20 protein-coding genes are annotated in these 25176 nt (G+C 60.8%); 9 read left to right on the top strand and 11 right to left on the bottom strand.

The window, feature by feature from the left end:
- Window positions 1-122 precede the first annotated feature (122 nt).
- The 3 genes from PL640_RS20770 to PL640_RS20760 all read right to left on the bottom strand — a co-directional run bounded on the left by PL640_RS20770 (window position 123) and on the right by PL640_RS20760 (window position 4141).
- The gene (locus PL640_RS20770) at window positions 123-1184 is read right to left on the bottom strand and encodes an ABC transporter ATP-binding protein (RefSeq protein ID WP_271363349.1); all 1062 of its coding nucleotides are present in this window, start codon (window positions 1182-1184) and stop codon (window positions 123-125) included.
- Window positions 1177-2928, bottom strand: coding sequence for an ABC transporter permease (locus tag PL640_RS20765; RefSeq protein WP_225341525.1), 1752 nt, complete (start codon window positions 2926-2928; stop codon window positions 1177-1179). Before PL640_RS20765 ends, PL640_RS20770 begins: the two co-directional genes overlap by 8 nt.
- A 148-nt stretch (window positions 2929-3076) precedes the next feature.
- Window positions 3077-4141 carry an ABC transporter substrate-binding protein gene (locus PL640_RS20760; RefSeq protein WP_271363346.1) on the bottom strand — a complete coding sequence of 355 codons (1065 nt, stop codon included), beginning with the start codon at window positions 4139-4141 and terminating at the stop codon, window positions 3077-3079.
- 308 nt (window positions 4142-4449) lie between these two features.
- On the opposite strand from PL640_RS20760, the gene PL640_RS20755 reads away from it, so the two are divergent.
- Genes PL640_RS20755 through PL640_RS20745 form a run of 3 tightly spaced genes read left to right on the top strand, consistent with a single transcriptional unit; the run spans window position 4450 to window position 7599 of the window.
- Complete coding sequence (locus PL640_RS20755) at window positions 4450-5124, top strand: response regulator transcription factor (protein WP_271363345.1); 675 nt, start codon at window positions 4450-4452, stop codon at window positions 5122-5124.
- Window positions 5111-6502 carry a sensor histidine kinase gene (locus PL640_RS20750; protein ID WP_271363344.1) on the top strand — a complete coding sequence of 464 codons (1392 nt, stop codon included), beginning with the start codon at window positions 5111-5113 and terminating at the stop codon, window positions 6500-6502. The genes PL640_RS20755 and PL640_RS20750 overlap by 14 nt, the downstream gene beginning before the upstream one ends.
- Window positions 6499-7599, top strand: coding sequence for an ABC transporter substrate-binding protein (locus PL640_RS20745; RefSeq protein WP_271363343.1), 1101 nt, complete (start codon window positions 6499-6501; stop codon window positions 7597-7599). Before PL640_RS20750 ends, PL640_RS20745 begins: the two co-directional genes overlap by 4 nt.
- A gap of 189 nt (window positions 7600-7788) precedes the next feature.
- Here the strand turns inward: PL640_RS20745 and PL640_RS20740 are convergent, their stop codons facing one another.
- On the bottom strand, window positions 7789-10578 hold the full coding sequence (locus PL640_RS20740; protein WP_271363342.1) for a bifunctional aconitate hydratase 2/2-methylisocitrate dehydratase: 2790 nt from the start codon (window positions 10576-10578) through the stop codon (window positions 7789-7791).
- Between the two features lie 275 nt (window positions 10579-10853).
- Entirely contained in the window at window positions 10854-12797 is a 1944-nt protein-coding gene (locus tag PL640_RS20735; protein WP_271363340.1) for a methyl-accepting chemotaxis protein, read from the bottom strand.
- Between the two features lie 462 nt (window positions 12798-13259).
- Here PL640_RS20735 and PL640_RS20730 point away from each other — a divergent pair, with 462 nt between their 5' ends.
- The 6 genes from PL640_RS20730 to PL640_RS20705 are packed head-to-tail and all read left to right on the top strand — an operon-like array spanning window position 13260 to window position 18803.
- Window positions 13260-14411, top strand: coding sequence for an extracellular solute-binding protein (locus PL640_RS20730; RefSeq protein ID WP_065116457.1), 1152 nt, complete (start codon window positions 13260-13262; stop codon window positions 14409-14411).
- 41 nt (window positions 14412-14452) lie between these two features.
- On the top strand, window positions 14453-15292 hold the full coding sequence (locus PL640_RS20725; RefSeq protein ID WP_271363379.1) for an ABC transporter permease: 840 nt from the start codon (window positions 14453-14455) through the stop codon (window positions 15290-15292).
- 1 nt (window position 15293) lies between these two features.
- Complete coding sequence (locus PL640_RS20720; RefSeq protein ID WP_271363338.1) at window positions 15294-16118, top strand: ABC transporter permease; 825 nt, start codon at window positions 15294-15296, stop codon at window positions 16116-16118.
- A gap of 8 nt (window positions 16119-16126) precedes the next feature.
- Entirely contained in the window at window positions 16127-17161 is a 1035-nt protein-coding gene (locus tag PL640_RS20715; RefSeq protein WP_271363336.1) for an ABC transporter ATP-binding protein, read from the top strand.
- Between the two features lie 2 nt (window positions 17162-17163).
- A complete protein-coding gene (locus tag PL640_RS20710) occupies window positions 17164-18000 on the top strand; it encodes a glycerophosphodiester phosphodiesterase (RefSeq protein ID WP_271363334.1) in 837 nt (278 codons plus the stop codon).
- On the top strand, window positions 17997-18803 hold the full coding sequence (locus tag PL640_RS20705) for an inositol monophosphatase family protein (protein ID WP_065116462.1): 807 nt from the start codon (window positions 17997-17999) through the stop codon (window positions 18801-18803). The genes PL640_RS20710 and PL640_RS20705 overlap by 4 nt, the downstream gene beginning before the upstream one ends.
- Window positions 18804-18879: 76 nt before the next feature.
- On the opposite strand, the gene PL640_RS20700 is transcribed toward PL640_RS20705, so the two are convergent.
- From PL640_RS20700 to PL640_RS20675, 6 genes are read right to left on the bottom strand one after another with little or no spacing between them, the layout of a single operon-like run.
- A complete protein-coding gene (locus PL640_RS20700) occupies window positions 18880-19641 on the bottom strand; it encodes an SDR family NAD(P)-dependent oxidoreductase (RefSeq protein ID WP_271363332.1) in 762 nt (253 codons plus the stop codon).
- Between the two features lie 3 nt (window positions 19642-19644).
- Window positions 19645-21327, bottom strand: coding sequence for an SMP-30/gluconolactonase/LRE family protein (locus PL640_RS20695; RefSeq protein ID WP_080839107.1), 1683 nt, complete (start codon window positions 21325-21327; stop codon window positions 19645-19647).
- Complete coding sequence (locus PL640_RS20690) at window positions 21324-22307, bottom strand: NAD-dependent epimerase/dehydratase family protein (RefSeq protein ID WP_271363329.1); 984 nt, start codon at window positions 22305-22307, stop codon at window positions 21324-21326. The genes PL640_RS20695 and PL640_RS20690 overlap by 4 nt, the downstream gene beginning before the upstream one ends.
- Window positions 22304-23386, bottom strand: a complete 1083-nt coding sequence (locus PL640_RS20685; RefSeq protein ID WP_271363328.1) for an ABC transporter ATP-binding protein — start codon at window positions 23384-23386, stop codon at window positions 22304-22306. Before PL640_RS20685 ends, PL640_RS20690 begins: the two co-directional genes overlap by 4 nt.
- Before the next feature lie 2 nt (window positions 23387-23388).
- Window positions 23389-24219, bottom strand: a complete 831-nt coding sequence (locus tag PL640_RS20680; protein ID WP_271363326.1) for a carbohydrate ABC transporter permease — start codon at window positions 24217-24219, stop codon at window positions 23389-23391.
- Window positions 24220-24229: 10 nt separating this feature from the next.
- On the bottom strand, window positions 24230-25156 hold the full coding sequence (locus PL640_RS20675; RefSeq protein WP_080820109.1) for a carbohydrate ABC transporter permease: 927 nt from the start codon (window positions 25154-25156) through the stop codon (window positions 24230-24232).
- Window positions 25157-25176 lie beyond the last annotated feature (20 nt).

Here is a 25176-nt window from a genome sequence, read left to right as displayed (position 1 = left end):
CGATTGAAAAATCGCATTCCGGTCCATCGCAGCTCCCTTGAAGGACGCAACGATGGACCATAAGCCACTCTTACCGGCCATACTGGTCCGCCACAGACAGGCCGGACCGGGCGGACGGGATCTTATCGAGCACCGGCAAAAAGCCAGACGCTTTCACGGGGAATATCCACCCAGACCGGGCCTTCCGGCAGAGCCTTCGCGCCAAAGGCCTTGGCGGCGAAGTCGCCGGCCTTCAGGCGGTATTCCCAGCGGTCGCCGAGATAAAGGCAGGCATCCAGATGCATTTCCCTGCGGTTCTGGCCGGGATTGTCATGCACGGCGATCTGCTCGACGCGGATGACCGCCTTGTCCTCTTTTTCTTCGTTCCTGCCGAAAACGATGCCATCAAGCTGCCAGTTTGGCCCGTGAATGCTGGCATCTTCACCCAGACCGCGTATCTCGCCGCTGGCGACATTGTTTGCGCCAAGAAAGTCGGCTGCATAAAAGCTCTTCGGCTTGGTGTAGATGTCCTCCGGTGTGCCTTCCTGAACGATGGCGCCGTTGCGCAGAAGCAGGATATTGTCGGATGCGGCGAGCGCTTCCGACTGATCGTGGGTGACGAGAACACCGCATATTTCCAGATCGAGGATGAGCTTGCGGATCCAGTAACGCGCCTCTTCGCGCAGCTTCGCGTCAAGATTGGAAAGCGGTTCGTCCATCAACAGGACACGCGGCTCATAGACCAGCGCGCGGCAGATTGCGACGCGTTGCTGCTGGCCGCCCGAAAGCTGATCGGGATAACGCTCGGCAAGATGGCCGAGACCGATCTTTTCCAGCGTCGCCTGAACACGTTTGCCGGCATCCACCCGGTTCACGCCACGAAGCTTCAGGCCATAGGCGACATTTTCCATCACCGTGCGATGCGGCCATAGCGCATAGGACTGAAAGACAAGACCAATATTGCGGTTTTCCGGCGCAACCGTCAGGCCCTTGCTACCATCGAGCATCGGTTTGCCGCCGATGCTGATGAGACCCTGTTCGGGCTGCTCCAGCCCGGCAATGCAGCGCAGCAGGGTTGTTTTGCCGCTGCCCGAGGCCCCGAGCAGGGAAACGATAGAGCCGCGTTCGGCAGTGAAGGATGCGCCTTGAAGAATATGCAGGCCGCCGAGATATTTGTGAACGTCGCGAACAGTAAGTTCAGTCATGGATTTTTGCTCCCAGACGAAGGGCGAGACCGAGGCCTGCGCCGGTAAGAACGATGCTGACGAATGCCAGCGCGGCAATCGTGTCCATTGCGCCGGACTGGATCATGGAAACCATGAGCGAGCCGATGACTTCGGTTCCGGCGCTCATGAGATAGATGCCGGTGGCATAGTCGCGCAGGAAGACGATCATGATCAGCGCCCATGCGCCGACGAGACCGGGGCGCACGATGGGAATGACGACGTCACGCCAGGTCTGGCCGATTGTCGCACCCGTCGTGCGCGCGGCCTCCTCCAGTTCGGGGCTGACCTGAATGAGCGTGCCCTGCAGCAGCCGCAGGCCATAGGAAAGGCCAACGATCAGATAAGCGATGAACAGGCTTATCAGCGTCGTGCGCAGCGGCACCAGGAACGGAATGAACAGGAACAGCCAGAAGAAGGCGAGACCGATGATCAGGCTCGGCATGGAGCGCGGCAGGAGAACCATGTAATCGAGAACGGTGTTGGATACGTCCCGATTGCGGTGCCCGGCAAGACCGACGACCAGATAGAAGGCGACGGCCACGGCGCCACCAACGACCGCGAGAATGATCGTGTTGAGAACACCACGATAAAGGCTCGGAACCTCGAAAAGCGCATTGAAATGCTTGGTGGTGAGATGAGCGAAAGGATTGACGCCCTGCCCCCACGCATCGACAAAGGCGCGCAGGATAATTCCGCCGATCGGCAGGATGACCGACAGGAACAGCCAGAAACCGATGATGGAAAGCGCGATGATCTGGCCGGCGCGCCCCAGCCGCATGACGGTGGTGCGCGAACCTTTTCCGCCAAGGGCCGCATAACGGCGGCTGTGGCGCAGCAGCCGGCGCTGATACCACACCAGCGGCAGGGTCAGGAGCACGAGCAGGACAACGACGACAGCCATCAGCTGATAGGTAGGGACGCCGAAAAGTGTCGTGAGCTTGTAGATATAGGTGGTGAGGACGTTGATGCCGCTCGGATCGCCAAGCACCAGCGGCACACCGAACATTTCAAAGCCGATCAACAGGTTAAGCGCGGTGGCGAAGATCAGCGCGGGCAGCACCATGGGCACGGTGACATCCCAGCACACACGCCAGATGGGCGCGCCGGTGATGCGGGCCGCCTCTTCAAGATCGGACGGCAGGTTGCGCATTGCCGCCGAGACGTAAAGATAGACATGCGGGACATGCGCCAGCCCCGTGACAAGCACGATGCCGCTCAGGGAATAGATGTTCCACGGCACGAAACCGATGATGTCGCGCACGAGGATCGAGACGAAACCGGAAGGCCCGATGGCAACCGTATACCCGAAAGCAAGCACCAGCGCCGAAATGAACATCGGAACCAGCACGATGATTTCCAGCGCCTTGCGGAAATGCACATCGGTGCGGGTGAGCAGGAAGGAGAGTGCTGCGCCCAGCGGGACGGCGATCGCCACCATGCCCACGGCCATGATGACCGTGTTCCACAGGGCGTCGTAAAACATCGGGTCGACGAGAATATATTCATATGCGCTCAGGCCGAGGCTGGCGCTCGGGCTGAAGAACGGACCATCGAGAAAGCTCTGGTAGATGATCAGGCAAATGGGCGTCAGGACGCACAGCGTCAGGAAACCGATGACGAGCCGGCGGAAGAGCAGCGCTTCGCCGGGCGGACGCGGCGTCTTCAGTCGCGGCTCGCGGGATAGTTCTCGGGGTGGGTTTTGGGTAATGGTATCCACCGGCATGGGTTGTAACCTCCGGGAAACAGACGTTTGTTGAATGGATTTTCATAGGAATGGCACGACCGCGGCCCTGGGCCAGACACCGTTCTGTGCCTTTAGAAAAGCTCGGTGCCTGGCCCCGTCCTGGGGGACTTGCGTGCCGGGGGCGCGATCAGCCCTTGAGCGCTGCGCGCCACTCGTTGAGGAACTTCAACCGTTTCATGGGTTCCATGAAACCGAGGAGCGTTTCATCGAGCGCGATCGGCTTCAAATTGCCGCCGACCAGTGCGTTGAGCGTGTCGATATTATAACCTTCGGTGGTGTCCTTGCGCAGAGCCGGCATGCCCTTTGAAGCAAGCGCGTTCTGCCCGTCCTGCGACAGCAGGAAGTCCATGAACAACTTGCCGGCATTGGGGTGCGGCGCGTCTTTCAACAGGCCGGCAACACGCGAGAAGGCAAGTGTGTAATCCTTGCCGAAAGCAACACCGAGGTTCGGCGCGCTCTTCACCCAATCCAGCGCGTAGGAGCCGATCAGGTTGTAGGCGAGGACATTTTCACCCGAAACCACGGTTTCGCGCATCGAGCCTGTCGAGGAATATGATTTGCCCTTCGCCTTGCCGAGCCCCTTGGTCATGTCCCAGAAATTGCTGGTTTTTTCCAGATCGCTGGTCTGGATCAGAAATCCGACGCCGGACTTTTCCGGATCGAAGGTGCCGATACGGCCGTTATATTCACCGCTGGAAATGAATTTGATCAGGTCTTCGCGTGTCTGCGGCACCTTGTCTTCCGGCAGCGCGGTCTTGTTGTAGATCATGCCGACAGGCTCGACCGAGGTGGCGTAAACAATGTCCTTGAAGACCGCCCAGCTGGGCAGCGACGGCATTTCAGGCGACTTGTAGGCCTCCAGATAGCCGTCGGTCGCAAGCTTCACGCCCTGATCCATCGCCGAAGTCCAGAAGACGTCGCCACCCACCTGCTTGGCGGCGGCCTCCGAAATGATGCGGTTATAAACGCCATTGGTGCCGATATCGTTGTAATCGACGCGGATGCCGGGATATTTCTTCGTGAATGCGTCGAGCGCTGCCTGCGCCTGCGCCTGGTCGGTGGCCGCATAGATCGTGACCGACCCCTCCTTGCGTGCGGCCTCGACAAGTTCATCGCTGGCCGCAAATACCGGCATGGCCAGCAGCAGGGCCGCCGCATTCGCGGTCAGCGCATAAGAGAAAAATTGCTTCATTTCTGGTCCTCCCACAATGATTCAAGAAATCCGGGGGAAGAGAAGCGACCAAGTTACGACAGATTTTACTTGCCGACACACGCCTGAATATCTCGATTATTTTAAGCAAAGCAATAGTAATTCCACTTCTTGCGAAGTAGATCAAGCCGCCAATAAAATCGATATCCTCCCACGGATATAGTGAAAATCATCCGATAAGCCGAATAGATCGCCACGCTACATAAATTTATCCATGAATCTGTCAGCAACCTGTCACGTTCAAATATGTTTTTGTTGTCATGTTCGATTTTTCATGCAATTCATGGCCCATGCGCATCCTCTTGGTCGAAGACACACGGGATGTCGGGGAGGCAATCAATCAACGGCTGGAGCGGGTGGGACACTCGGTTGATTGGGAGGCAGACGGACTTGTCGCGGCTGAAATTCTCGACTTCACCGATTACGATCTAATCATTCTTGACGTCATGCTGCCCGGGCTTGACGGGTTCGAGATATTGCGCCGTGTGCGGGCCGCCAAAAAAACGGTTCCCGTGCTGGTACTGACGGCCCGCTCGGAAATCGAGGATCGCGTCAGCGCGCTTGATCTTGGCGCGGACGATTATCTGGTCAAACCGTTCGATTTTCGTGAACTGGATGCGCGTGTGCGCGTGCTGTTGCGGCGCAACCGCGGCGAAACCACCAATATCATCACCTGCGGCAATCTGCAGCTCGATCAGCAGAGCCGCAATGTCCGGATCGGCAAGCGGGAAGTGCAGCTGAAGCGGCGCGAAATTGCCATTCTCGAGGTTTTTGCCACCCGTCCCGGCCGTCTGTTCAGCAAGGACGAGTTGATGGATGCGCTGTACGGCTTTGACGAGGGCGTCAACCACAATGCGGTCGAGCTTTATGTCAGCCGGATACGCAAGAAGATCGAGGGTTCAGGCGTATCGATCATTACCCAGCGCGGCATGGGTTATCAGCTGGTGATCGATGACAACCCGTGAGCCATCGCTGTTTTCACGCCTCGTCATTCGCGTGGGCATGGTTCTGCTCATAGTGGCGAGTATCCTGATCTCCGCCGCCGGTTATTATGCCCAGACGGCCGCCAACAAGACCTATGACCAGCTTCTGCGCGGTGCCGCCATGCAGATTGCCGACGGCATCACCCAGAATGACGGCAAGTTGATCGTCAATCTGCCGCTCTCGGCTTTCGAACTGCTTGGTTTTGCGGAAAGGGACCGCATCTTCTATCGCATCGTCGGACCGGACGGCGCGATCGTCAGCGGTTATCCCGACCTCAATGCAGATTATGATTATGTCGCCGCCCGTTACGATCCGCAGCTCGAAACGGAACAATATCGCGGCGTGGAAGTGCGGGTCATCACCGTTTCACGCGCGCTGGCCGATCAGGCGCAGGGCGGATGGATCTACGTCATCCTGGCGCAGACCACCGAGGCGCGCCGGGCGCTGGCCGCCGAGATAACCCAGGGCGCCATATTGATTGTCGGCATCATGATCCTGCTTGGGCTTGGCGGCACCTTTCTCGCCGTGCGTTATGCGCTGAAGCCCGTCACCCGGCTGGCGCTTGCCCTGCGGCAGCGCAATCCCGAAGACCTGACGACCATGGAAATGCCCGCACCGCAGGAGCTGCAGCCGTTTCTGGGCGCCATCAACCACTTCATGAGGCGGCTGGACGAACGTGTCGTGCGGCTGCAGCAGTTCATCGCCGATGCCGCACACCAGATACGCACGCCGCTGACCGGGCTTTCCGCCCAGGTGGACATGCTTGATGAAGCGAGCATGATCCCGGAAAATCGCGAGCGTACCCAGCGCATCAAGATACGCACGGGCGAACTGGCGCAGCTGACCAACCAGCTGCTCAGCCACGCCATGGTCATCCATCGCTCCGGCACCATCCAGCTCGAAAACATCAATCTGGTTGCGGTGGCGCGCACGGCCTTCCACCATGCCGTTCCGCTGACCGTCGATCCCGACATGGTGATTTCCTTTGAGGCCGACGAAGCGTTGATGCCGGTCAAAGGCGACCCGGTCAGCCTGCGGGAAGCCATCGCCAACATCATCAGCAATGCGCTGCGCCATGGCGCGATGTCGCGCCTTGACGTCCGGGTGATCCAACATGACGAGCGGATCTGCGTCGAGGTGGAAGACGACGGACCGGGCATTCCGCCAGAAAAATGGGATCAGATGTCACGCCGCTTCAACGCCACGTCTCCCAATGTCGGCACCGCCTCGGGGCTCGGTTTTGCCATAGCCGCGGAAGTCGCGGTCGCGCATGGCGGCCTGATCCGCTTTCGCGAAAAGGGCGACGCTGGTTTCACCGTCATCCTTGACTTGCCCTGCGCCGGGGAGGACAGCGTGTGAACAAACTTTTCCTGGCAATCCTGTTTTCAGCGCTGGCCACGGGCTCGGCCCTCCCGCAGCCGACGGAGGGCACCTCGACATATTTTCCCGCCCCGGCCGAAGAGACGGGCCGTCTCGTCATCAACGGCGCGGCCGACACATCCGCCCTGAAACCGCTTCTGCTCGATTTTCAGCAGATCGAACCGAACATCGCCATCGACTACACCGATTTCGTCACCAATGATCTCTATCGCGAGGCGGACGCCGCCTGCCGGGAGGAGAAGGATTTCGGCGACCTTCTGATGTCATCCTCGGTGGACCAGATGGTGAAGCTCGCCAATGACGGATGTGCCCTGTCGCATGTGTCGAGCGAGACGCGCGCGGTGGAGAACCACGCCAATAGCTGGCGCGACGAGGTCTATGGCTTCACATTCGAGCCGAGTGTCATCGTTTATAACAGCGATTATGTTCCGCCGCAGGACGTGCCGCATACGCGCGCCGAACTTGCTGATCTGCTGCGCCGCAAACAGGAATTCTACCGCGGCCACGTCGCGACCTACGATCTTCGCCAGTCAGGCGTCGGTTATCTTCTGGCCTTCCTCGATGCGGAGCAGAATTCCACCGCCTATGGCCGCCTGCTGGAAAGCATGAGCCGCGTCGACACCCAGCTGCGCTGCTGCAACAGTTCTGTGCTGGCCGATATTTCCAACCAGAAAATATATATAGGCTACAATGTCATAGGCTCCTACGCCTATGCGGCGACCCTGCGCGATCCGAAGCTGAAAATCGTCTTGCCGCGTGATTATACCCTTGTTCTAAGCAGGGCAGCGCTCATTCCGCAAAAGGCAAGGCAACCGGCGCTTGCCGGACGCTTCATTGATTATCTTCTTTCGGAACGCGGCCGGCGTATCGCGCGGGAAAAATCCTTCTTCTTCTCGCAGGACGGAACCATGCCGACAGGCGTTGATGGCCCTCCCTCGCTCATCGAAAGCGGTGTCGGACGCCTCATCCGCATAGGCCCCGCCCTTTTGGCGACGCAGGACGCCGCCCAGCGCAAACGTTTCATCGACGACTGGACCGGCGTGATGACGTCCGGAAACAATTCCGGAGCGAACTGATATCTTGGAAAAACAGGACGGCACCCGGCGCATTCGGGCCGGCGGTGCGACAATTGCCGCCTCCATGCTGCGATGGACCGGCGCATGGTTTCGGATGCCCGCCCCTCGGCAGGCACCCTTCAGATCAATATGACGCGCTTCAGATAACGTGTCATGTCCGGGAGGCTTTCACCTCCCGGTGCCGAAACCTCAATAATGGACCGAGAGGGAATCGATCGGCGTTCCCTTCGACGGGGTGAACTTGGTCAGATCGATCCCTTCGACGGCCGCCTTATACTCTTCCGCACTCGGCGTGCGGCCAAGGATTGCCGACAGGACGACGACCGGGGTCGAGGCCAGAAGCGATTCACCCTTCTTTTCAGCCGTGTCTTCCACGACGCGGCCTTGGAACAGGCGGGTCGAGGTTGCCAGAACGGTGTCGCCCTTTTCCGCCTTTTCCTGGTTGCCCATGCACAGGTTGCAGCCCGGGCGTTCCAGATAGAGGATGTTCTCGTATTCGGTGCGGTTGGTGGTCTTCGGCTTCAGGTCGTCGAATTCGAAGCCGGAATACTTCTGCAGGATTTCCCAATCCCCTTCCGCCTTCAGCTCGTCGATGATGTTGTAGGTCGGCGCAGCGACGACAAGCGGCGCCTTGAACTCGACCTTGCCTTCAGCCTTTTCGATGTTCTTCAACATCTGGGCGACAATCTTCATGTCGCCCTTATGCACCATGCACGAACCAACGAAGCCCAGATCGACCTTCTTGGTGCCGCCGTAATAGGACACCGGACGGATCGTATCATGGGTGTAACGCCGGGAGACATCGGCATTGTTGACGTCGGGGTCGGCGATCATCGGTTCGTCGATGACATCCAGATCCACAACGACTTCGGCGAAATATTTCGCATTGTCGTCGGGTGTCAAGGCGGGCTTTTCGCCCGAACGGATTTCGGCAATACGCTGATCCGCCTTGGCGATCAGGCCCTTCAGCGTCTGGGCGGCATTGTCCATGCCCTTGTCAATCATGATCTGGATGCGCGACTTGGCGATCTCCAGCGACTCGATCAGCGTCTCGTCCTCAGAGATGCAGATCGACGCCTTGGCCTTCATCTCGGCCGTCCAGTCGGTGAAGGTGAAGGCCTGGTCGGCGAGCAGCGTGCCGATATGGACTTCGATAATGCGGCCCTGGAAGACGTTATCGCCATGCTGCTTCAGCATCTGCGCCTGCGTCGCATGCACGACGTCGCGGAAGTCCATATGCGGCTGCATCGTGCCCTTGAACGTGACCTTGACCGATTGCGGGATCGGCATGGTCGCCTCACCCGTCGCGAGCGCCAGCGCCACGGTGCCCGAGTCGGCGCCGAAGGCGACGCCCTTGGACATGCGCGTATGGCTGTCGCCGCCGATGATGATCGCCCAGTCATCCACGGTGATGTCGTTCAGCACCTTGTGGATCACGTCCGTCATCGAATGATAGACGCCCTTCGGGTCGCGCGCGGTGATGACGCCGAAATTGTTCATGAAGGACATGAGCTTCGGAATATTCGCCTGCGCCTTCTTGTCCCAGACGGAGGCCGTGTGGCAGCCCGACTGATAGGCGCCATCCACCAGCGGCGAAATGACGGTTGCCGCCATCGCCTCAAGTTCCTGCGCGGTCATCAGGCCGGTCGTGTCCTGCGAGCCGACGATGTTGACCTTGACGCGAACGTCCGAACCGGCATGCAGAACCTTGCCGGGGGTCACGCCGACGGCGTTGCGGTTGAAGATCTTCTCAACGGCGGTGAGGCCCTGACCTTCAATCGCGATTTCCTTGTTCGGGGCAAAGACCGGCGTCGCCTCGATGCCGAGCGTCTGAGCCGCAAAGGTCTGGAGCTTCTTGCCGAAGACGATGGCATAGGAGCTGCCCGCCTTCATGAATTCCATCTTCTGGGGCGTGAAGGCGGCGGCAACGTCGACCAGCTCATTGCCGCTTTCGTCGCGAAGTTTGCGGTTCTTGGCGTCGATCTTCAGGACAGTGCCGGTCTCGACCGAATATTTCTGCTCGAGGATCGGGTTGCCGTCATTGTTGAGGATCGGCTTGCCGTCCTCACCGAGCTTCTTCACCCAGTTTTTCAGGTTGATGCCAATGCCACCCGTCACATCGACGGTAGTGGCGAAGATCGGCGAGATGCCGTTGGTGCCGGCAACGACGGGTGCGAAATTGACGAAGGGCACATAGGGGCTGGCCTGCTTGCCGGTCCACAGCGCCACGTTGTTGACGCCGGACATGCGTGACGAGCCAACGCCCATCGTGCCCTTTTCGGCGATCATCATCACCCGCTTGTCGGGATGCTGCTTCTGAAGCGCGACGATTTCCGCCTGCGCTTCCGGCGTGATCATACACTGGCCGTGCAGCTGGCGGTCGGAGCGCGAATGCGCCTGGTTGCCGGGCGACAGAAGGTCGGTCGAAATATCGCCTTCGGCGGCGATGAAGGTCACGACCTTGATCTCGTCTTCCACATCCGGAAGCTTGGTGAAGAATTCAGCCTTGGCATAGCTTTCAAGCACGCCCTTGGCGACGGCATTGCCTGCCTTGAAGGCATCGCGCAGCCGGAACATGTCGGCGTCATAAAGGAAGACCTGAGTCTTCAGAACCTCACCCGCCTGCTCGGCAAGTGCCGCGTCATCACCGAGCGTGATGTCGAGCAGCACTTCGACGGAAGGGCCACCCTTCATGTGCGACAGCAGTTCCAGTGCAAAGGCAGGCGTGATCTCTGGCACGACGACTTCGCCGAGAATGATCTGCTTGAGGAAGGCCGCCTTGACGCCCGCAGCACTCGTTGTGCCCGGCAGGGAGTTGTAGATGAAGAATTTAAGGGCGTCCGTCCGGTATTCGCTACCGGCATCCTTGATCAGCGCAATGATTTCGGCGGTCAATGCGCCGTCATCAATCGGCTTGGGTGCGAGCCCTTGTTGTTCTCTGCTTTTGATCTCAGCCAGGTAATCCAAGTAAAGGTTCATCGCTATCCCAACGTCCTGATATGTATGGAGCCAAAACCCAGCACCACCGAACTGCCACGTCAATAGGTCTGGGTCTTTTACCGGTTTCGAGTACGCCAACCGGGGCCGGCTGACAAGATGTCGCATTTCAGTATAATCGTTTCAATCGTTCCGTTGTCCGACTGTCGCGACAAAAATGGGCGGCCCTTCTGCGAACCGCCCATTCCTATATCAGACCATCGTCTTTTCGGCGATCAAAAGGAGCCGTGAATCCGCCGTCAAAAACGCGGCAATCATCAAAACTCCTCCCAGCTGTCCGCAGAGGTGTTCAGCGCGGCATTGCCGGAAAACGCAGCCCTGATCCTGCCGCCGAGCGCGCGCGCCGGAGACGCCGCGGGCCTGTCGGACGAAGAGACGGTGCGGACCGGAGCGGAAGCTTCACTGTAACCGCCTTCGGACAGCTTGAACTGGGCGATAAGTCCGTTGAGCGAAGACGCCTCTCGTGCAAGACCGTGGCTTGCAGCCGTGCTTTCTTCCACCATGGCGGCGTTCTTCTGGGTGTCCTGATCCATCTGGTTCACAGCCGTGTTGATCTGCTGGAGGCCGGAGGACTGTTCCTGTGCCGATTCCGCGATCGCCGCGACGTGCCGGTTGATATCCTGCACTTCGGTGACGATCAGTTCCAGCGCCCTGCCGGTTTCGCCAACCAGCTGCACGCCCTGCTCCACCTGACTGTTCGATGTCGTGATCAGGTTCTTGATTTCCTTGGCGGCACCGGCGGAACGCTGCGCCAGTTCACGAACCTCCTGCGCGACAACGGCAAAGCCCTTGCCCGCATCACCGGCACGCGCCGCTTCCACGCCGGCATTCAGCGCCAGAAGGTTGGTCTGGAAGGCGATCTCGTCGATCACGCCGATGATGTTGGAAATCTGATTGGCGGATGTCGCGATCTGTTCCATCGCCGCGACGGCCTTCTGCACAACTTCGCCCGACTTTTCCGCGCCGACCTTTGCGCGGCCGACGAGATGACCGGCTTCCTGTGCACGTTTGGTGGAGTCCTTCACCGTGATGGTGATTTCTTCCAGCGCCGCCGCAGTCTCTTCCACGGCCGCCGCCTGCTGTTCGGTACGTCTCGCCAGATCATCTGCCGCAGACCGGATTTCGTTGGCGCCGGCATCGATGCCACGGGCATTCTGTGCCACTTGGGTAAGGGTCGATTGCAGCTGTTCGGCCGCCCGGTTGAAATCACCGCGAATACCGTCAAGCCCGGCAACGAACGGCTGAACGATCCGATAGGTGACGTCGCCCTGGGCGATCTTCGAAAGCGCGGTGGCAAGATTGTCGACGGCAAACTGCACGTCGGCACCCTCTTTCGCCTTCTGTTTCTCGCGCTCTATCCGGTCCTTTTCAGAAGTCGACCGGTTGGCCTCGGTTTCATTTTCAAGCCGCACACGCTCGATTGCATTTTCACGGAAGGCCTGAACCGCAGCGGCCATCTGGCCAACTTCATCCTTGCGGTCCATTCCGTCGATTTCGCCTGCCGTATCACCGGCCGCCAGCGATCCCATGCGCTCACGAAGCCGCGCAATCGGGGTGGTGATGCCACGCGACGAGACAAACAGGCCAAATGCGATCAGGGCCAGGGAAACAAGCGCAATGCCGATCAGGCCCGTCCAGATCGTCGTATCGGTGCTGGCGCTGAGCTGCTGCCGGCCGTCATTCATGACCTGGATAAGCTGCTCGTTGCCGGCGCTGATCTTCGGCGACACTTCGCCGATTTTCCGAAGGACGTTCAGTGCCATCTGCTGCGCTTCGGCGGTTTTTCCCGCCTGCATCAGGGCGATGACCTGATTGCCTATCTCCTCGACTTCAACGACACCCTTCAGGATATCGCGGGCGGCATCCGTGCGGGCCGGCACCAGTTCCATGATCTTGTTCTGGCGCTCTTCGAGCTGTTTGCGGTCTGCCCTGAACGTCTTGACCGCCGATTCGAAATCACTGCCGGCTGGATCATTCAGGCTGGCGCGAAGCATCTGCATGCCGAGCGCATTGAGATTGCCGCTGGTCCGGGCGTTCAGCACCGCCGCAAGAGCCTCGTTGGCGATGAAGTCGCTATAGACGCGGTCGGTATTGTTATATTGCAGGCTGACGTAGCTAATGCCGGAAAGCGACATCAAACTCATCAACGAGATGACAAAAACGACCTTCGTTTTTATCTTGGTATTCTTCAGGAAAGACATGAATGGCCTCGGGGCAAGCGCTCCGCCAGCCGTCCGCGTGGGGTGGCCGGGGAGAGATATAAAGAAACATCGCGGGTAGCTGTGCCCTTCATAGGGCTACAAGCGGACATCAACTCAAAACCGCAAAGGCTTGGGTGAGATGGGGGTCCGATTGCTCTACCGGCTCCGCCGATGAAACCTTGGAACCTGCGTATTTTAGATTTCACAAAACCACTGAATGAAGTGTTACCCGGCCCATGCAAGTCATGACAATTTGCGACATTGCTAAATTATTTAGACGCTAATTTTCATCAGCCGATCTGCGTCTCCGGGTGTCACGAAAGCGTTAAGGAAAGTCATTAGAAACGCCGCCGACCCGTTAAAAAATGCACGGCTGTGCAAAAGCGGGCCAGCGCCGTTCCGATCTTTCCAAAAAGGGTCAGCGCTCAACAATTCCACTCGCCGAGAGCACTGGAGACAGAGATGAAACGCCGCACCTTCATGATATCAGCAGCTGGCGCCGCCGCTGGCCTTGCCCTTGCGCCGCGCATGAGCTTCGCCGCCCCGGGCACGATCGACTGGTATACTGGCGCCGACAGCAACATCCTCGATTTCTGGACCAACACGGTCAAGCCCGCTTTCGAGGCGGCCAATCCGGGCATCAAACTCAACCTCGTGGACGCCGGTGACAATGCCGGCATTATCGCCATCGGCGAACGCGCCATTGCAGCAAAGCAGACAGGCACCGACCCGCAGGCTGACTATTTCGAGCATTCCGATCCGCTGCTGCCCGCAGGCGCGATCGATGCCGGCATCTATGTGAACATGGCGAAAGCCGGTCTCTCCAACTATTCGCGCGTCAACCCGCTTGCCATCCGCAGCGAATACAGCCTGCCCTATCGCGGCAGCCAGGTTCTGCTCGCCTATGACACAGCCAAGCTGAAGCCTGCGGACGCCCCGAAGACCTGGGAGCAGCTGGTCACCTGGATCAAGGCCAATCCCGGCCAGTTCGTCTATAACCGTCCCGACAAGGGCGGTTCCGGCGGCAATTTCGTTCGCCGCGCCATCCATCAGGCCAATGGTCTCGACCCCAAGGCTTTCACGGTCGACAACTACACCCAGGAATTCGGCGACAAGGCACTGGGCAAGGCGTGGGATCTGCTGACCGATATCGCCCCGTCGCTTTATGACAAGGGCGCCTATGCCTCCGGCAACACCCAGTCTCTGCAGCTTCTGTCGCAAGGCGTCGTGACGATGACGCCCGTCTGGTCCGATCAGGTTCTGAAGGCGATCGATCAGGGTGTGCTTCCTGCGGAAACAGGCCTCGTTCAGCTTCAGGATCTCGCGCTTTGCGGCGATTTTTCCCGGGCCGTGGTGCTGGCGAACGGCACCAATCGCGATGCCGCCCTCAAGCTGGCGAATTTCGTTCTCTCCGAAGAAATCCAGGGCGCCATCCTCACCGAACTCGGCGGTTTCCCCGGCGTTTCCTGGGACTATGTCCCAGCCGATCTGCGCAAGCGCTTCGCCGACATCATTCCGCAGACCATTCCGACCTTCCCGGCCGGCAAATGGGAAACCGCCATCAATGACGGCTGGTACCGTCACGTTGCTCCGAACGTCGACCGCAAGTCGTGACCGAGGCAGCAGAAGGAGCGGTCCGCCCGCTCATCGACAATATGGCAGGCAGGAGACCAATCGGCCTCCTGCTCGTCGCCATTCCCGTTTTCCTGATGATCTGGCTCGTCATCTGGCCGGCCATCAACGCCATAGGGCGCACCGTCTGGCGTACCGGGACCAATGGAGAAACGACGTTCGATCTTTCGAGCTACGTCTTCTTCTTTTCGGATCGCTATAGCCTCGACAATCTTGCTGTCACGCTCTGGACCACTCTGGTCTGCGCCATGCTGCTTCTGGTGATCTGCCTGCCGGTCGCGCTTTATCTGCGCTTTTCCCAGGGCCGCCTTTCGGCCTATGTGCAGGCGCTGGCGATCTTTCCGATGTTCGTGCCTTCCATCATCCTCGCCTTCGCCTTCATCCGCGTGCTTGGGCCCAATGGCATGGTGGATATTTTGCTCAACGCGGTCGACCTGCCGAAAATCCGCACGCCCTATCTGACCCCCTGGGGGCCGGTCATCGGCCTTGTCTGGGACAATATCCCGCTGACGGTGCTGATTTTGCTGGCGGGCCTCGGCAGTGTCGCCAACCAGTCCGTGGAAGCGGCGCGGGATGTGGGCGCCAACGCGCTGCAGGTTTTCTGGCACATCATCCTGCCGCGCATCTCCAATTCCATTCTCGTGGCGCTTTCCTTTTCGGTGCTCGGCATTTTCTCCTCCTTCACCCTTCCTTATCTGCTTGGCCCCGCATCGCCGGAAATGATTGGTCCCTTCATGCAGCGCACCCTTCGCGATATGCAGGACCCCGTCGGCGCCATGACCCAGGCCGTTATCGCCTTCGGCTTCTGCATTGCCTTCGGCCTCTTTTATGTGCGCTCAGTCGCACGCAATCAGGGGAAGTGACATGGCCGTTTTTGCACCGGCGCGCAGGCGCCTCGACTGGCCCGGCATATTCTTCGCCGCCCTTCTGACCGTTGCGATCGTCGGGCCGCTCATCGTCGTCGGCACCTGGGCTTTCACCGAAGTATGGCGTTACCCCAACGTCGTGCCGCAACAGTTCGGCTTCCGTTTTTGGGGCCAGACACTCGGACGCCCCGATGTGTGGAACGCCCTGATGCTGAGCTTTCGGCTGACGACGGTGGTGACCCTGCTTTCGGCGCTGATCTGCCTTCCCGCCGCCTATGCCTTTGCCCGCATGAGCTTTCCCGGCCGCAACCTCTTGTTCTTCTCCTTCCTTGCCGGTCATGCCTTCCCGAAATTCGGGCTGCTGGTGGCAATTGCGGCGATCTTTCTGCAACTCAACCTCATCGGCACCTTCTGGGGCGTCGTCCTGATCCAGCTCGTCGGCACGCTGATGTTCATGATCTGGATACCCGTCGCCGCGTTTCAGGCCGTCGATCGCCGCATGGAAGAGGCGGCCCGCGATGTGGGGGCCAGTCCCCTGCGGGTCTTCTGGTCGATCACGCTGCCACAGGCCGGGCCGACCATTGCCGCCGCCGTGCTCCTGAGCTTCGTCGGCACCTTCTATGAAACCGAAGGGGCATGGCTCATCGGCGCCCCCGGCATCCGCACGATGCCGGTGCTGATGATCAGCTACATCAACAACCAGATGGTCATCCAGTATGGCGCGGTCCTGTCCGTCGTGCTCTGGGTGCCGTCATTCATTGCCCTCATGTTCGCCCGCCGCGTCATTGGCGGCGGCGCCTTCGCCCGCGGCTTCGGCGGTTAGGAATATTCATGTCCGTACTTCATATCCGCGGGGTTACGAAAACCTTCGCCGGTGGCACCAAGGCAGTCGACAACTTCTCGCTCGACGTCGCCGATGGTGAACTCGTCTGCCTTCTCGGCCCCTCCGGTTCCGGCAAATCAACGCTGCTGCGCATGGTCGGTGGTTTCGAACAGCCGACCGGCGGACGGATCACCATCGACGGCGAAGACGTCACCCATCTGCCACCCGAGCGCCGGCCCACCGGCATGGTGTTCCAGAGCCACGCGCTCTGGACCCATATGAACGTCTTCAAGAACCTCGCCTTCGGCCTCAAGCTGCGGCGCATGCCGGCCTCCGTCATCAACGAGAAGGTCGAAGCGGTACTCGAACTGGTCGGGCTTTCCGGTTATGGCGAACGCGCCACCAGCCAGCTCTCCGGTGGCCAGCAGCAACGCGTGGCGCTCGCCCGCTCACTGGTCCTGGAGCCGAAAATCCTGCTTCTGGATGAACCCTTCGCCAGCCTCGACCAGCATCTGCGCGAGCGCCTGCGGGAAGAGGTGCGCGATATCCAGCAGCGTCTCGGCATCACCACGCTGTTCGTCACGCATGGACAGGACGAAGCCCTTTCCATGGCCGACCGCATCGTCGTGATGGCCAATGGCAGGACCGAGCAGATCGACCGGCCGAACGTCATTTATCGCGAACCGCAGACCCCATTCGTCGCCGGCTTCATCGGCACCATGAACCTGATCGAAGGCGTGGTTTCGGGCGGAAACTTCACCCATGCCGGCCTGACCGTGCCGCTGCCCGTCTCCGACGGTCCCGCCATTCTCGCCATCCGCCCCGAGGCCGTTGATCTGAAGGCATCCGAGACGCCGCAGGCAAGCGTTCACCGGGTAACCGATTACGGCACCCATGGCCTTGTCGATCTCGATCTTCCCGATGGTGTCAGGATCAAATCGATGGTCGCCCATCCCGATCTCTTCCGGGCCGGACAGGGGGTCGATATCCTGCCCCGCTCCGTCACGGCCTTTCGCGACAACCGGCAAATCTACCGGAGCTGACCATGAACATGCCCATCCTCCTCGAACGCGACGGCCACCGCACCTGGCTTAAATGGCATCGCGGCCGCCGCCGCGCCGCCGATCCCGCCTTCACCGGCGAGCGCATCATCGAGGCCATGTGCCTTGGCGCGAGCATCGAAGTCGATCTCGTCATTCACGCCGACCACGGCTGCGCCGTGCTGCATGATCTGACGCTGGAGCGGGAAACCACCGGCGCCGGAAGGGTGCGAGATGCCTCCGCCGCCAGCCTGCGCCAGCTGCATCTGCGCGATAATCAGGGTCAGCCCGTATCCTCAAGGGTGATGCTGCTCGAAGACCTCTGCGCCCTGCTCGCCCGCGAGATCATCCATCCCGATGCCCTGCTGCAGCTCGATTTCAAGGAGAACCGGCACGCCCTCACCCCGCAGGTCATCGCCGGTTTCAGCGCAAGCATCGCGCCATTGGCGGGCTCCATGATCCTGTCCGGCGGGGATTTCGACGCCATCGCCGCGCTTGCTGCATCGGTCCCCGATCTCAAGACGGGATATGACCCGTGTGAGGAAGACACACTCACCAGGCTGCAGAGGGGCGAAGACTTTTCCGGCTTCATCGAACAGGCGCTCGCTACGGCACCGGCTGCCGGAATGATCTATCTCGATTACCGGATCGTCCTCGCTGCCGAAGATGCCGGCATCGATATCATCGCCCCCGTCCACGCCGCAGGCCGCCGCGTCGATGCATGGACCATCAACAGCATCACGCCGCAATCGATCACCGATGTCGGGCGGCTGTTGCGGCTCAAGGTCGACCAGATCACCACCGATGACCCGGAAGGGCTAACCGAGGCATTCAGCCGATGACCGTCAACTACACCGCCATTCTGGAAGACATGATCGCCACCACCCGCGAGGCCGGCGCATTGACGCTCGAGCATTTCAGGCGCTTCCGCGATATCGAGATCGGCGTCAAGGGACCGGGCGACTTCGTGTCCGATGCGGACCGGCAGTCCGAAACGCTGATCCGCGAACGCCTGCTCGGCCGGTATCCCTGGGGGCTGACCGGCGAGGAATTCGCTCCGGTTGACGGCTCGGATGCCGAACATCGCTGGCTGGTCGATCCCATCGATGGCACCACCAATTTCATCTATGGCCAGCACTACACCATCACCATTGCGCTGCGCCGCGGCAACGAGACGATCTGCGGGCTTGTCTATAATCCCGTCGCCGACGAGATGTTCACGACGATCAAGGGCGAAGGCGCATATCTCAACGGCGAACGCCTGCGCGTCAATGCCAGCAGCGATATCGCGCTCATGTGCGTCGGCACCGGCCTGCCAACACCCAATCTTTCGCTTTATCCCGGCGCCTACCAGCGTCTCGACGATATTCGTGCCCCAATCGGCGCGGTGCGGGTCGTCGGCAGCGCCGCCAATTCCTGCGCTTACGTGGCCTGTGGCCGGCTTACCGGTTATTACGAGGAGACGGGGTTTGTCGATACCGCAGCCGGCATCCTGCTCGTTGAGGAAGCCGGCGGCATCGTGACGGACTGGTGGGGGCGTGGGCCTGAAATCTACGAGCGGACCGGCACGCTGATCGTCGCCAATGCCGCAACCCACGCCTATCTTCTCGAGCGGCTTCGCGGCGTTCCGCCCAAGGACCCCTGAGCGGCACAGCGCGCGTGGTCAGTACATCCGCCGGCACGTATCCGCCAATATGCGGGTCCTGCGAAGGATAGCGTGATCAGTAACCGCCCGTCATCAGCACGGTTTCACCGGTCATGAAACTGCAGGCCTGCGACGACAGGAAGATGGCGGCACCCACCATTTCTTCCGGCTGCCCGGCACGGCCCATCCAGTTCAGCGTCCGGACGTATTCCGCCCAGCCTTCGGGGTCCTCATCACGACGGTGGGCATTGCGGTCGGTGTCGATGAGGCCGGGCGCGAGTGTGTTGAGCAAGACATTGTCGCGCGCATAATCCCGCGCCTGACTCTGGATCAGATTGTGCTGCGCAGCCTTGGTGGCGGCATAGGCGGTGACGATGCCCTTCGGACGCAGCTGATTGACCGACCCGATGGAAACCACCCTGCCCCATTTGCGGGCCGCCATGCGCGGCAGGGCCGCCTGCAGCATATCCACCGTCGAGCCCAGATTGACCGCCAGCTGAAACGCCAGATCGTCGGGTGTCAGTTCCGAAAGCACGGCGTTGATCTGGGCGCTGGCATTGATGACAAGAATATCGACCGGTGCTATCGCCTCGGCCCGTTCGATGAGATCACGACCGGCACCGGGTTCGGAAAGATCGCCCGCCAGTTCCTGCGCCGTGCCGCCACTTGCGACGATCCGATGCTGCACGGCTGCGGCAGCGCCCGGCTTTATGCCATGCAGGATGACATGGGCGCCCGCGCCCGCCAGCCCCTCGGCAATGGCGGCGCCTATGCCACGGCTGGAACCGGTGACGAGCGCCGTGCGGCCCTTCAATCCAAAGACGCTTTCGAGACGCATCCTTTATCCTTCAAACAGCGAGATGCGCGCGCCGGCAATTCCCGGGCGGCAGGAAAACAGGCCGCCGGAGAGCGGCGCATCGGCGAGTGTCGAGGCAGGCAGGCGCGTGCGGGCGCTGGTGATGAACAGCGTCGACAGGTCCGGCCCGCCAAAGGCGATGCTGGAAGGGCGCGGCACCGGCATGTCGATCACCTGGTCCAGCTTGCCGTTCGGAAGATAACGGCGCACGCACCAGCCATCCCAGATGGCGCACCAGACACCGCCTTCCGCATCCACGGCCAGACCATCCGGCCGGCCATCGGCCACCGGAATGCGGGCGAATTCGCGGCGCTGCGACAGCGCGCCCGTCGCCGGATCGCAATCATAGGCATGGATGAGGCCGGGCACTGTATCGACGAAATAGAAGGTCCTGCCATCGGGGCTCCAGCCGAGACCGTTGGAGACGATGATGCCGCCTTCCTTGCGCTCGGATGCGCCATTGGCATTGATGCGATAAAGCGCACCCGTGGGCTTGGAAGCATCGATGCGCATCGAGCCGACCCAGATCGCGCCATCCGGCCCGCATTTGGCATCGTTCAGGCGATTATCGGCAATGCCCGCCTCCGGGCTGACGAAGGGGGTCAGCCGACCGGAGGCGAAATCCAGCCATTCGACGCCATCCTGCGACGCCACCAGCAACCGCCCGCCGGTGACCGGAATGACGGCGCTGACCAGCTTGCCAGTCTCGCAGGTTTCGTTGCGGCCGGTGGCGGGATCGAAGCGGTGCACCGCCGGATGCAGGATATCCACCCAGTAGAGCGCGTTTTCCCCCTCGTGCCAGACCGGGCTTTCCCCCAGCTGCGCACCCCACGGCAGAATGCAGCTGAGTTCGGCGCTGGGGCGGCCCGTTGCCGAACGCGGGCGTGGCCGCGAGCTGATCGCTACGGCCCCGGCTGCACCGGTAATGCGGCGGGCGGCGGCAATCAATTCACGTCCGGCGGGATGGATATTGGAGGAATCCAGCCGCGACGACGGCCCGAGCGCAACGAGCACGCCCATCGGCGTATTGTCCCGGCCCATGACAGGGGCGGCGACCGAATTCACCCCCGGCAGATGCTCCTCGTAGGAAATCGAATAACCCCGCGCCCGCGTCAGCGTCAGATCGGCCTGCAGCGCATCGAGGCTGGTAATGGTTTTGGGTGTCTGCAGATCGAGCGTCAGGCGATCCAGCAGCGCGCGGCCAACGGCGGGGTCCTGAAAGGCGAGCAGCGCCTTGCCCGGTGCGGTGCAATGCAGGGGAACACGGCGTCCCACCTCGACGCGCACCGAAAGACCGTTCGGCGAACGTTCGGCGAGATATTGCGTCATGGTGCCGTCAAGCCGGCACAGCGCAACCGTCTCCCCCAGTTCGGCGGCCAGCCGCTCCAGTTCCGGCGTCGCCGCCGAGACGAGATCGAAGCTCTCCCAGACCTTGTGGGACATTTCCAGAAAACGCTGGCCCAGCACATAGGTGCCACGGGCCTCATCCTGACGGACGAGGCCATAAGCGATGAGGGTGCGCAGGATGCGCGCGAATGTCGGCTTCGGCAGACCTGAGGCGCGCAGCAGCTCGGCAAAACGCAGCGGTTCCGGCGCATCGGCGACCATGTCGAGCAGGGTCAGACCCTTGGCCAGCGCCGCCGTGCCGCCCGGCGTCTCCGGTTTCATTGCCTCTGCTCCTTCGCGAGTCGCTGCCGCCTTGCGGCCGCCGCGTCGTCCAGCATCCGGTCCATCGTCCATTCCGCTTCAAACCCCAAAGTGTTTCTGATCCGCTCGTTGGACGTATGGTAATAAACGCCGTCGCCGGGAAAATCGACTGTCACGATGGGCAGGCCGGTCAGTGCCGCAATTTTCGGCAGAAGCGCGGAGAAATCGGCCGGTTCATCGGCACCGAGATTGAAGGTGCCGCCCGCCGCCCCGGGGTGATCGAGAGCAAGCAGAATGCCCGCCACCATGTCGCGCGTGTCGGTTATATGCATACGGAACGGCCGGCCGTTTTCATTGCGCGCCAGAATGTGCGACGGCTCACCGATATCGCGGGACTGGAGCAGTTCGGCGATAACAGTGTTTCCGAAATTCTGCTGCTGGCGAATGCGCGGCCGCAGGAAAAAACGGGGACCGGAAAAGAAACTCTCCTCATCCAGCAGTTCCGCCGCATCCTGCGTATGAGAAAACCGCAGGATCACCGTTTCCATGGTGCCGCTTCGCTGGTGGAAGCGCACCAGCTCTTCACCAAGAAGCTTGGTCAGCCCATAGGGCGAATTGGGGCAGAGCGGATGGTCCTCGGTGACCGGCAGGAACTCCGGCCGGTTTTCCGGATAGACTTCACCCGACGAAGCGAAAACGAACCGCCGCACGCCAGCTGCTGACGCCGCATCCAGAAGCCGGCGCGTGCCCTCGACATTGACGGCGAACATGCGGTCACGATCCGCCGGAGCCCATGACATGAAGGCGCCAAGATGCAGGACGGCACTCACGCCCCTGATGGCTTCGGACAGTGCCTGCGCATCCTCCAGCGACCCGACGACTTCCTCGCCGCCGGTTGCCGATGGCCTCAAATCAAAACCGCGAACGGCGCGGCCCTGTGCGCGCAAGGCGGCGACAACGGCACGGCCGACACGGCCTGCCGATCCGGTGACGAGGATCATAGCCGTGCTCCGGTCTTTGCATCGAAGAGATAAAGCTGGGCCGGATCAAAACCGAGCCGGAGCGCCTCATTGCCGGGAAGGCTGCCGGTATGCGAGACGCGGGCGATCAGCCCCTTGGACTTGCCCTCCTCGCCATCCGCGACCCTTGCGCCCTCCGCATCGAAATAGACATATTTTTCCGATCCCAGGCTTTCCACCAGCGTCGGACGGACATCGAAGGCAACAGGCGCATCGCCCAGAACGAGATGTTCCGGCCGCAGGCCGACAATCACGCTGCCCTGACGGCCGACGGCACCCGGCAGGGAGACCTGTTGCCCAAAAAGGGTAGCAGTGCCGTCACGCAGTTCCGCATTGAGGAAATTCATGCCCGGCGAGCCGATGAAACCGGCAACGAAAAGATTGGCCGGATTGTTGAAAAGCTCGTCGGGTGCGGCGATCTGCTGGATGATGCCGCCCTGCATGATGACGACGCGGTCCGCCATCGTCATCGCCTCGACCTGATCATGCGTCACATAAACGGTGGTGACACCGATGCGCTTGTGCAACGCGCCGATTTCGGCACGCATGTGGACGCGCAGCTTGGCATCGAGATTGGACAGCGGCTCATCCATCAGGAAGGCCTGCGGCTGGCGCACGATGGCACGGCCAAGCGCCACGCGCTGCCGCTGGCCGCCCGAGAGATCCTTGGGCTTGCGATCGAGATAGGGGGTCACTTCCAGAATGCGCGCCGCATCATCAACCCGGCGGTCGATCTCGGCCTTGTCGGTGCCGCGCATCTTCAGGCCGAAGCCGATATTCTGGCGAACGGTGAGGTGCGGATAAAGCGCATAGTTCTGGAAAACCATGGCGATGTCGCGGTCACCCGGCGCCAGATCCGTCACTTCGTTGTCGCCGATGAAGATCTGGCCTTCGCTTGCCGGTTCGAGGCCGGCGAGGATTTTCAGCATCGTCGACTTGCCGCAGCCGGAAGGCCCGACCAGCACCACGAACTCGCCGTTCTCGATCTCAAGCGAAAACGGCCTGAGCACGTTGAGCGCGCCATAGGACTTGCTGACGTTGCGAATGGAAATATTGGCCATGCTTATTTCTCCGCGCCAGCGGTGAGGCCGCCGACCAAATAACGTTCCAGGAACAGGTAGATTGCGATGATCGGCAGCGCGATGAACACGGATGCGGCGGAAATGTCGTTCCAATAGGTGACATATTCGCCCTGCATCGTGGTGATGCCGAGATTGGCCGTCCAGTTGTCCGGCGAGTTGACGAGGAAGGTGCGCGCATAGGCATAGTCTGCCCAGCTGAGCACGAAGGCATAAAGTGCGGTGGCGGCAAGCCCCGGTGTGGCGATGGGAAGCACGACGCGCACCATCGCGCCGATCGGCGAGCAGCCGTCGACCATGGCAGCCTGTTCCAGTTCCTTCGGAATGGTGTCGAAATAGCCTTTCAGCATCCACGTGGCGAAAGGAATGATCATTGTCGAATGTGCCAGAACCAGCGTCCACAGGCTGCCGATCAGGCCGAAGCTGGAAAAGATCGAAAACAGCGGAATGACCAGCAGCGTCGCGGGAAGCATCTTCGCCGTCAGGACGAAGAGGCCCATGGTCGCGCCACCCCGCATGGAATAACGCGACAGCGCATAACCGGCGCTGACCGAAACCAGCATCGACAACGCCACCGAACCGATGGCCGCCAGCATCGAATTCCAAAGCCACAGCAGGATCGGTTTTGACGCCCAGACGCGGGCGAAGATGTCCCACTGCGGATCGTCCGGCCAGAAGGTCGGCGGCAGGCGGTAAAGCTCATCGGTGGTGGAAAGTGCCGTGACCAGCAGCCAGTAGACCGGGAACAGGATCATCACCAGCGTGAAGATCACAGTCGCGTAAAGGGCAAGGCTCTGTAAAAATGTCCGTTTCATCAAAGCCTCCTCAATAGATCGATTTCGAACGCCGGCCGAGCATCAGGAGGCTCGCGACGATGCAGATCACCAGCGTCAGCACGCCGACGGCGGCGGCACGGCCGAAATTGTGATACTGGAAGGCCTGGTCATAGGTCATGATCGACAGCGTCTGGGTTGAACGCAGCGGCCCGCCGCCGGTCAGAACCTTGATGATGGAAAAGTCGCGGAATACCCACAGCAGCGTCAGCACCAGCGTCACGCCCAGCACCGGCATCAAAAGCGGCATGGTAATCCAGCGGAAACGCTGCCACACACTCGCGCCATCGACCTTGGCCGCCGCATAATAATCGGCGGGGATGGACTGCAGGCCGGCCAGACACATGATCGAGACGAAAGGAAAACCCTTCCAAACCATGGTGATCGCCACGGCCCAGAATGCGGCCGTGGAACTGCTGACCCACGGGATCATCTGATCGGTGAAACCGAGCTTGATCGCCAGCCAGCCGAACAGGCCGAAGGAAGTGTCGAACATCCACGCAAAGATGACGACCGCGATGATTTCCGGCACCGCCCAGGGCAGCGCCATTCCCAGCCGCGCGACGGTGCGGCCCTTGAAACGGTTATTGGCGAGAAGCGCCGTGCTGAGACCGACGGCGACGCTGCCGGCGGTAACGACCACGACCAGTTTCAGCGTTACCCAGCAGGCCAGCCAGAATTCCGGCGACGAGAACAGCCAGGTGTAATTGCTCAGCGAAAACGGCCGGCTGGCGCCGCCAAGCCTTGGTATCTTGACCTGCTGGAACGACAGGTCGATGGCCAGCACGAGCGGCCAGACGATGATGGCGGCAACCATCAGGACCGCGGGCGCGATCAGAATATAGCCGAGGAGATGTTGCCGGCTGGGACGCGCAAGATCGAAGAACTTGCGACGCCCAGCCCGAACGGGTTCGGTCATGGATGGTCCTCCTGCCGGAT

It is taken from the genome of Agrobacterium sp. ST15.16.024 (assembly GCF_027956545.1).
Taxonomy (GTDB): domain Bacteria; phylum Pseudomonadota; class Alphaproteobacteria; order Rhizobiales; family Rhizobiaceae; genus Agrobacterium; species Agrobacterium cucumeris.
This window is presented reverse-complemented; position numbering and strand designations above follow the sequence as displayed.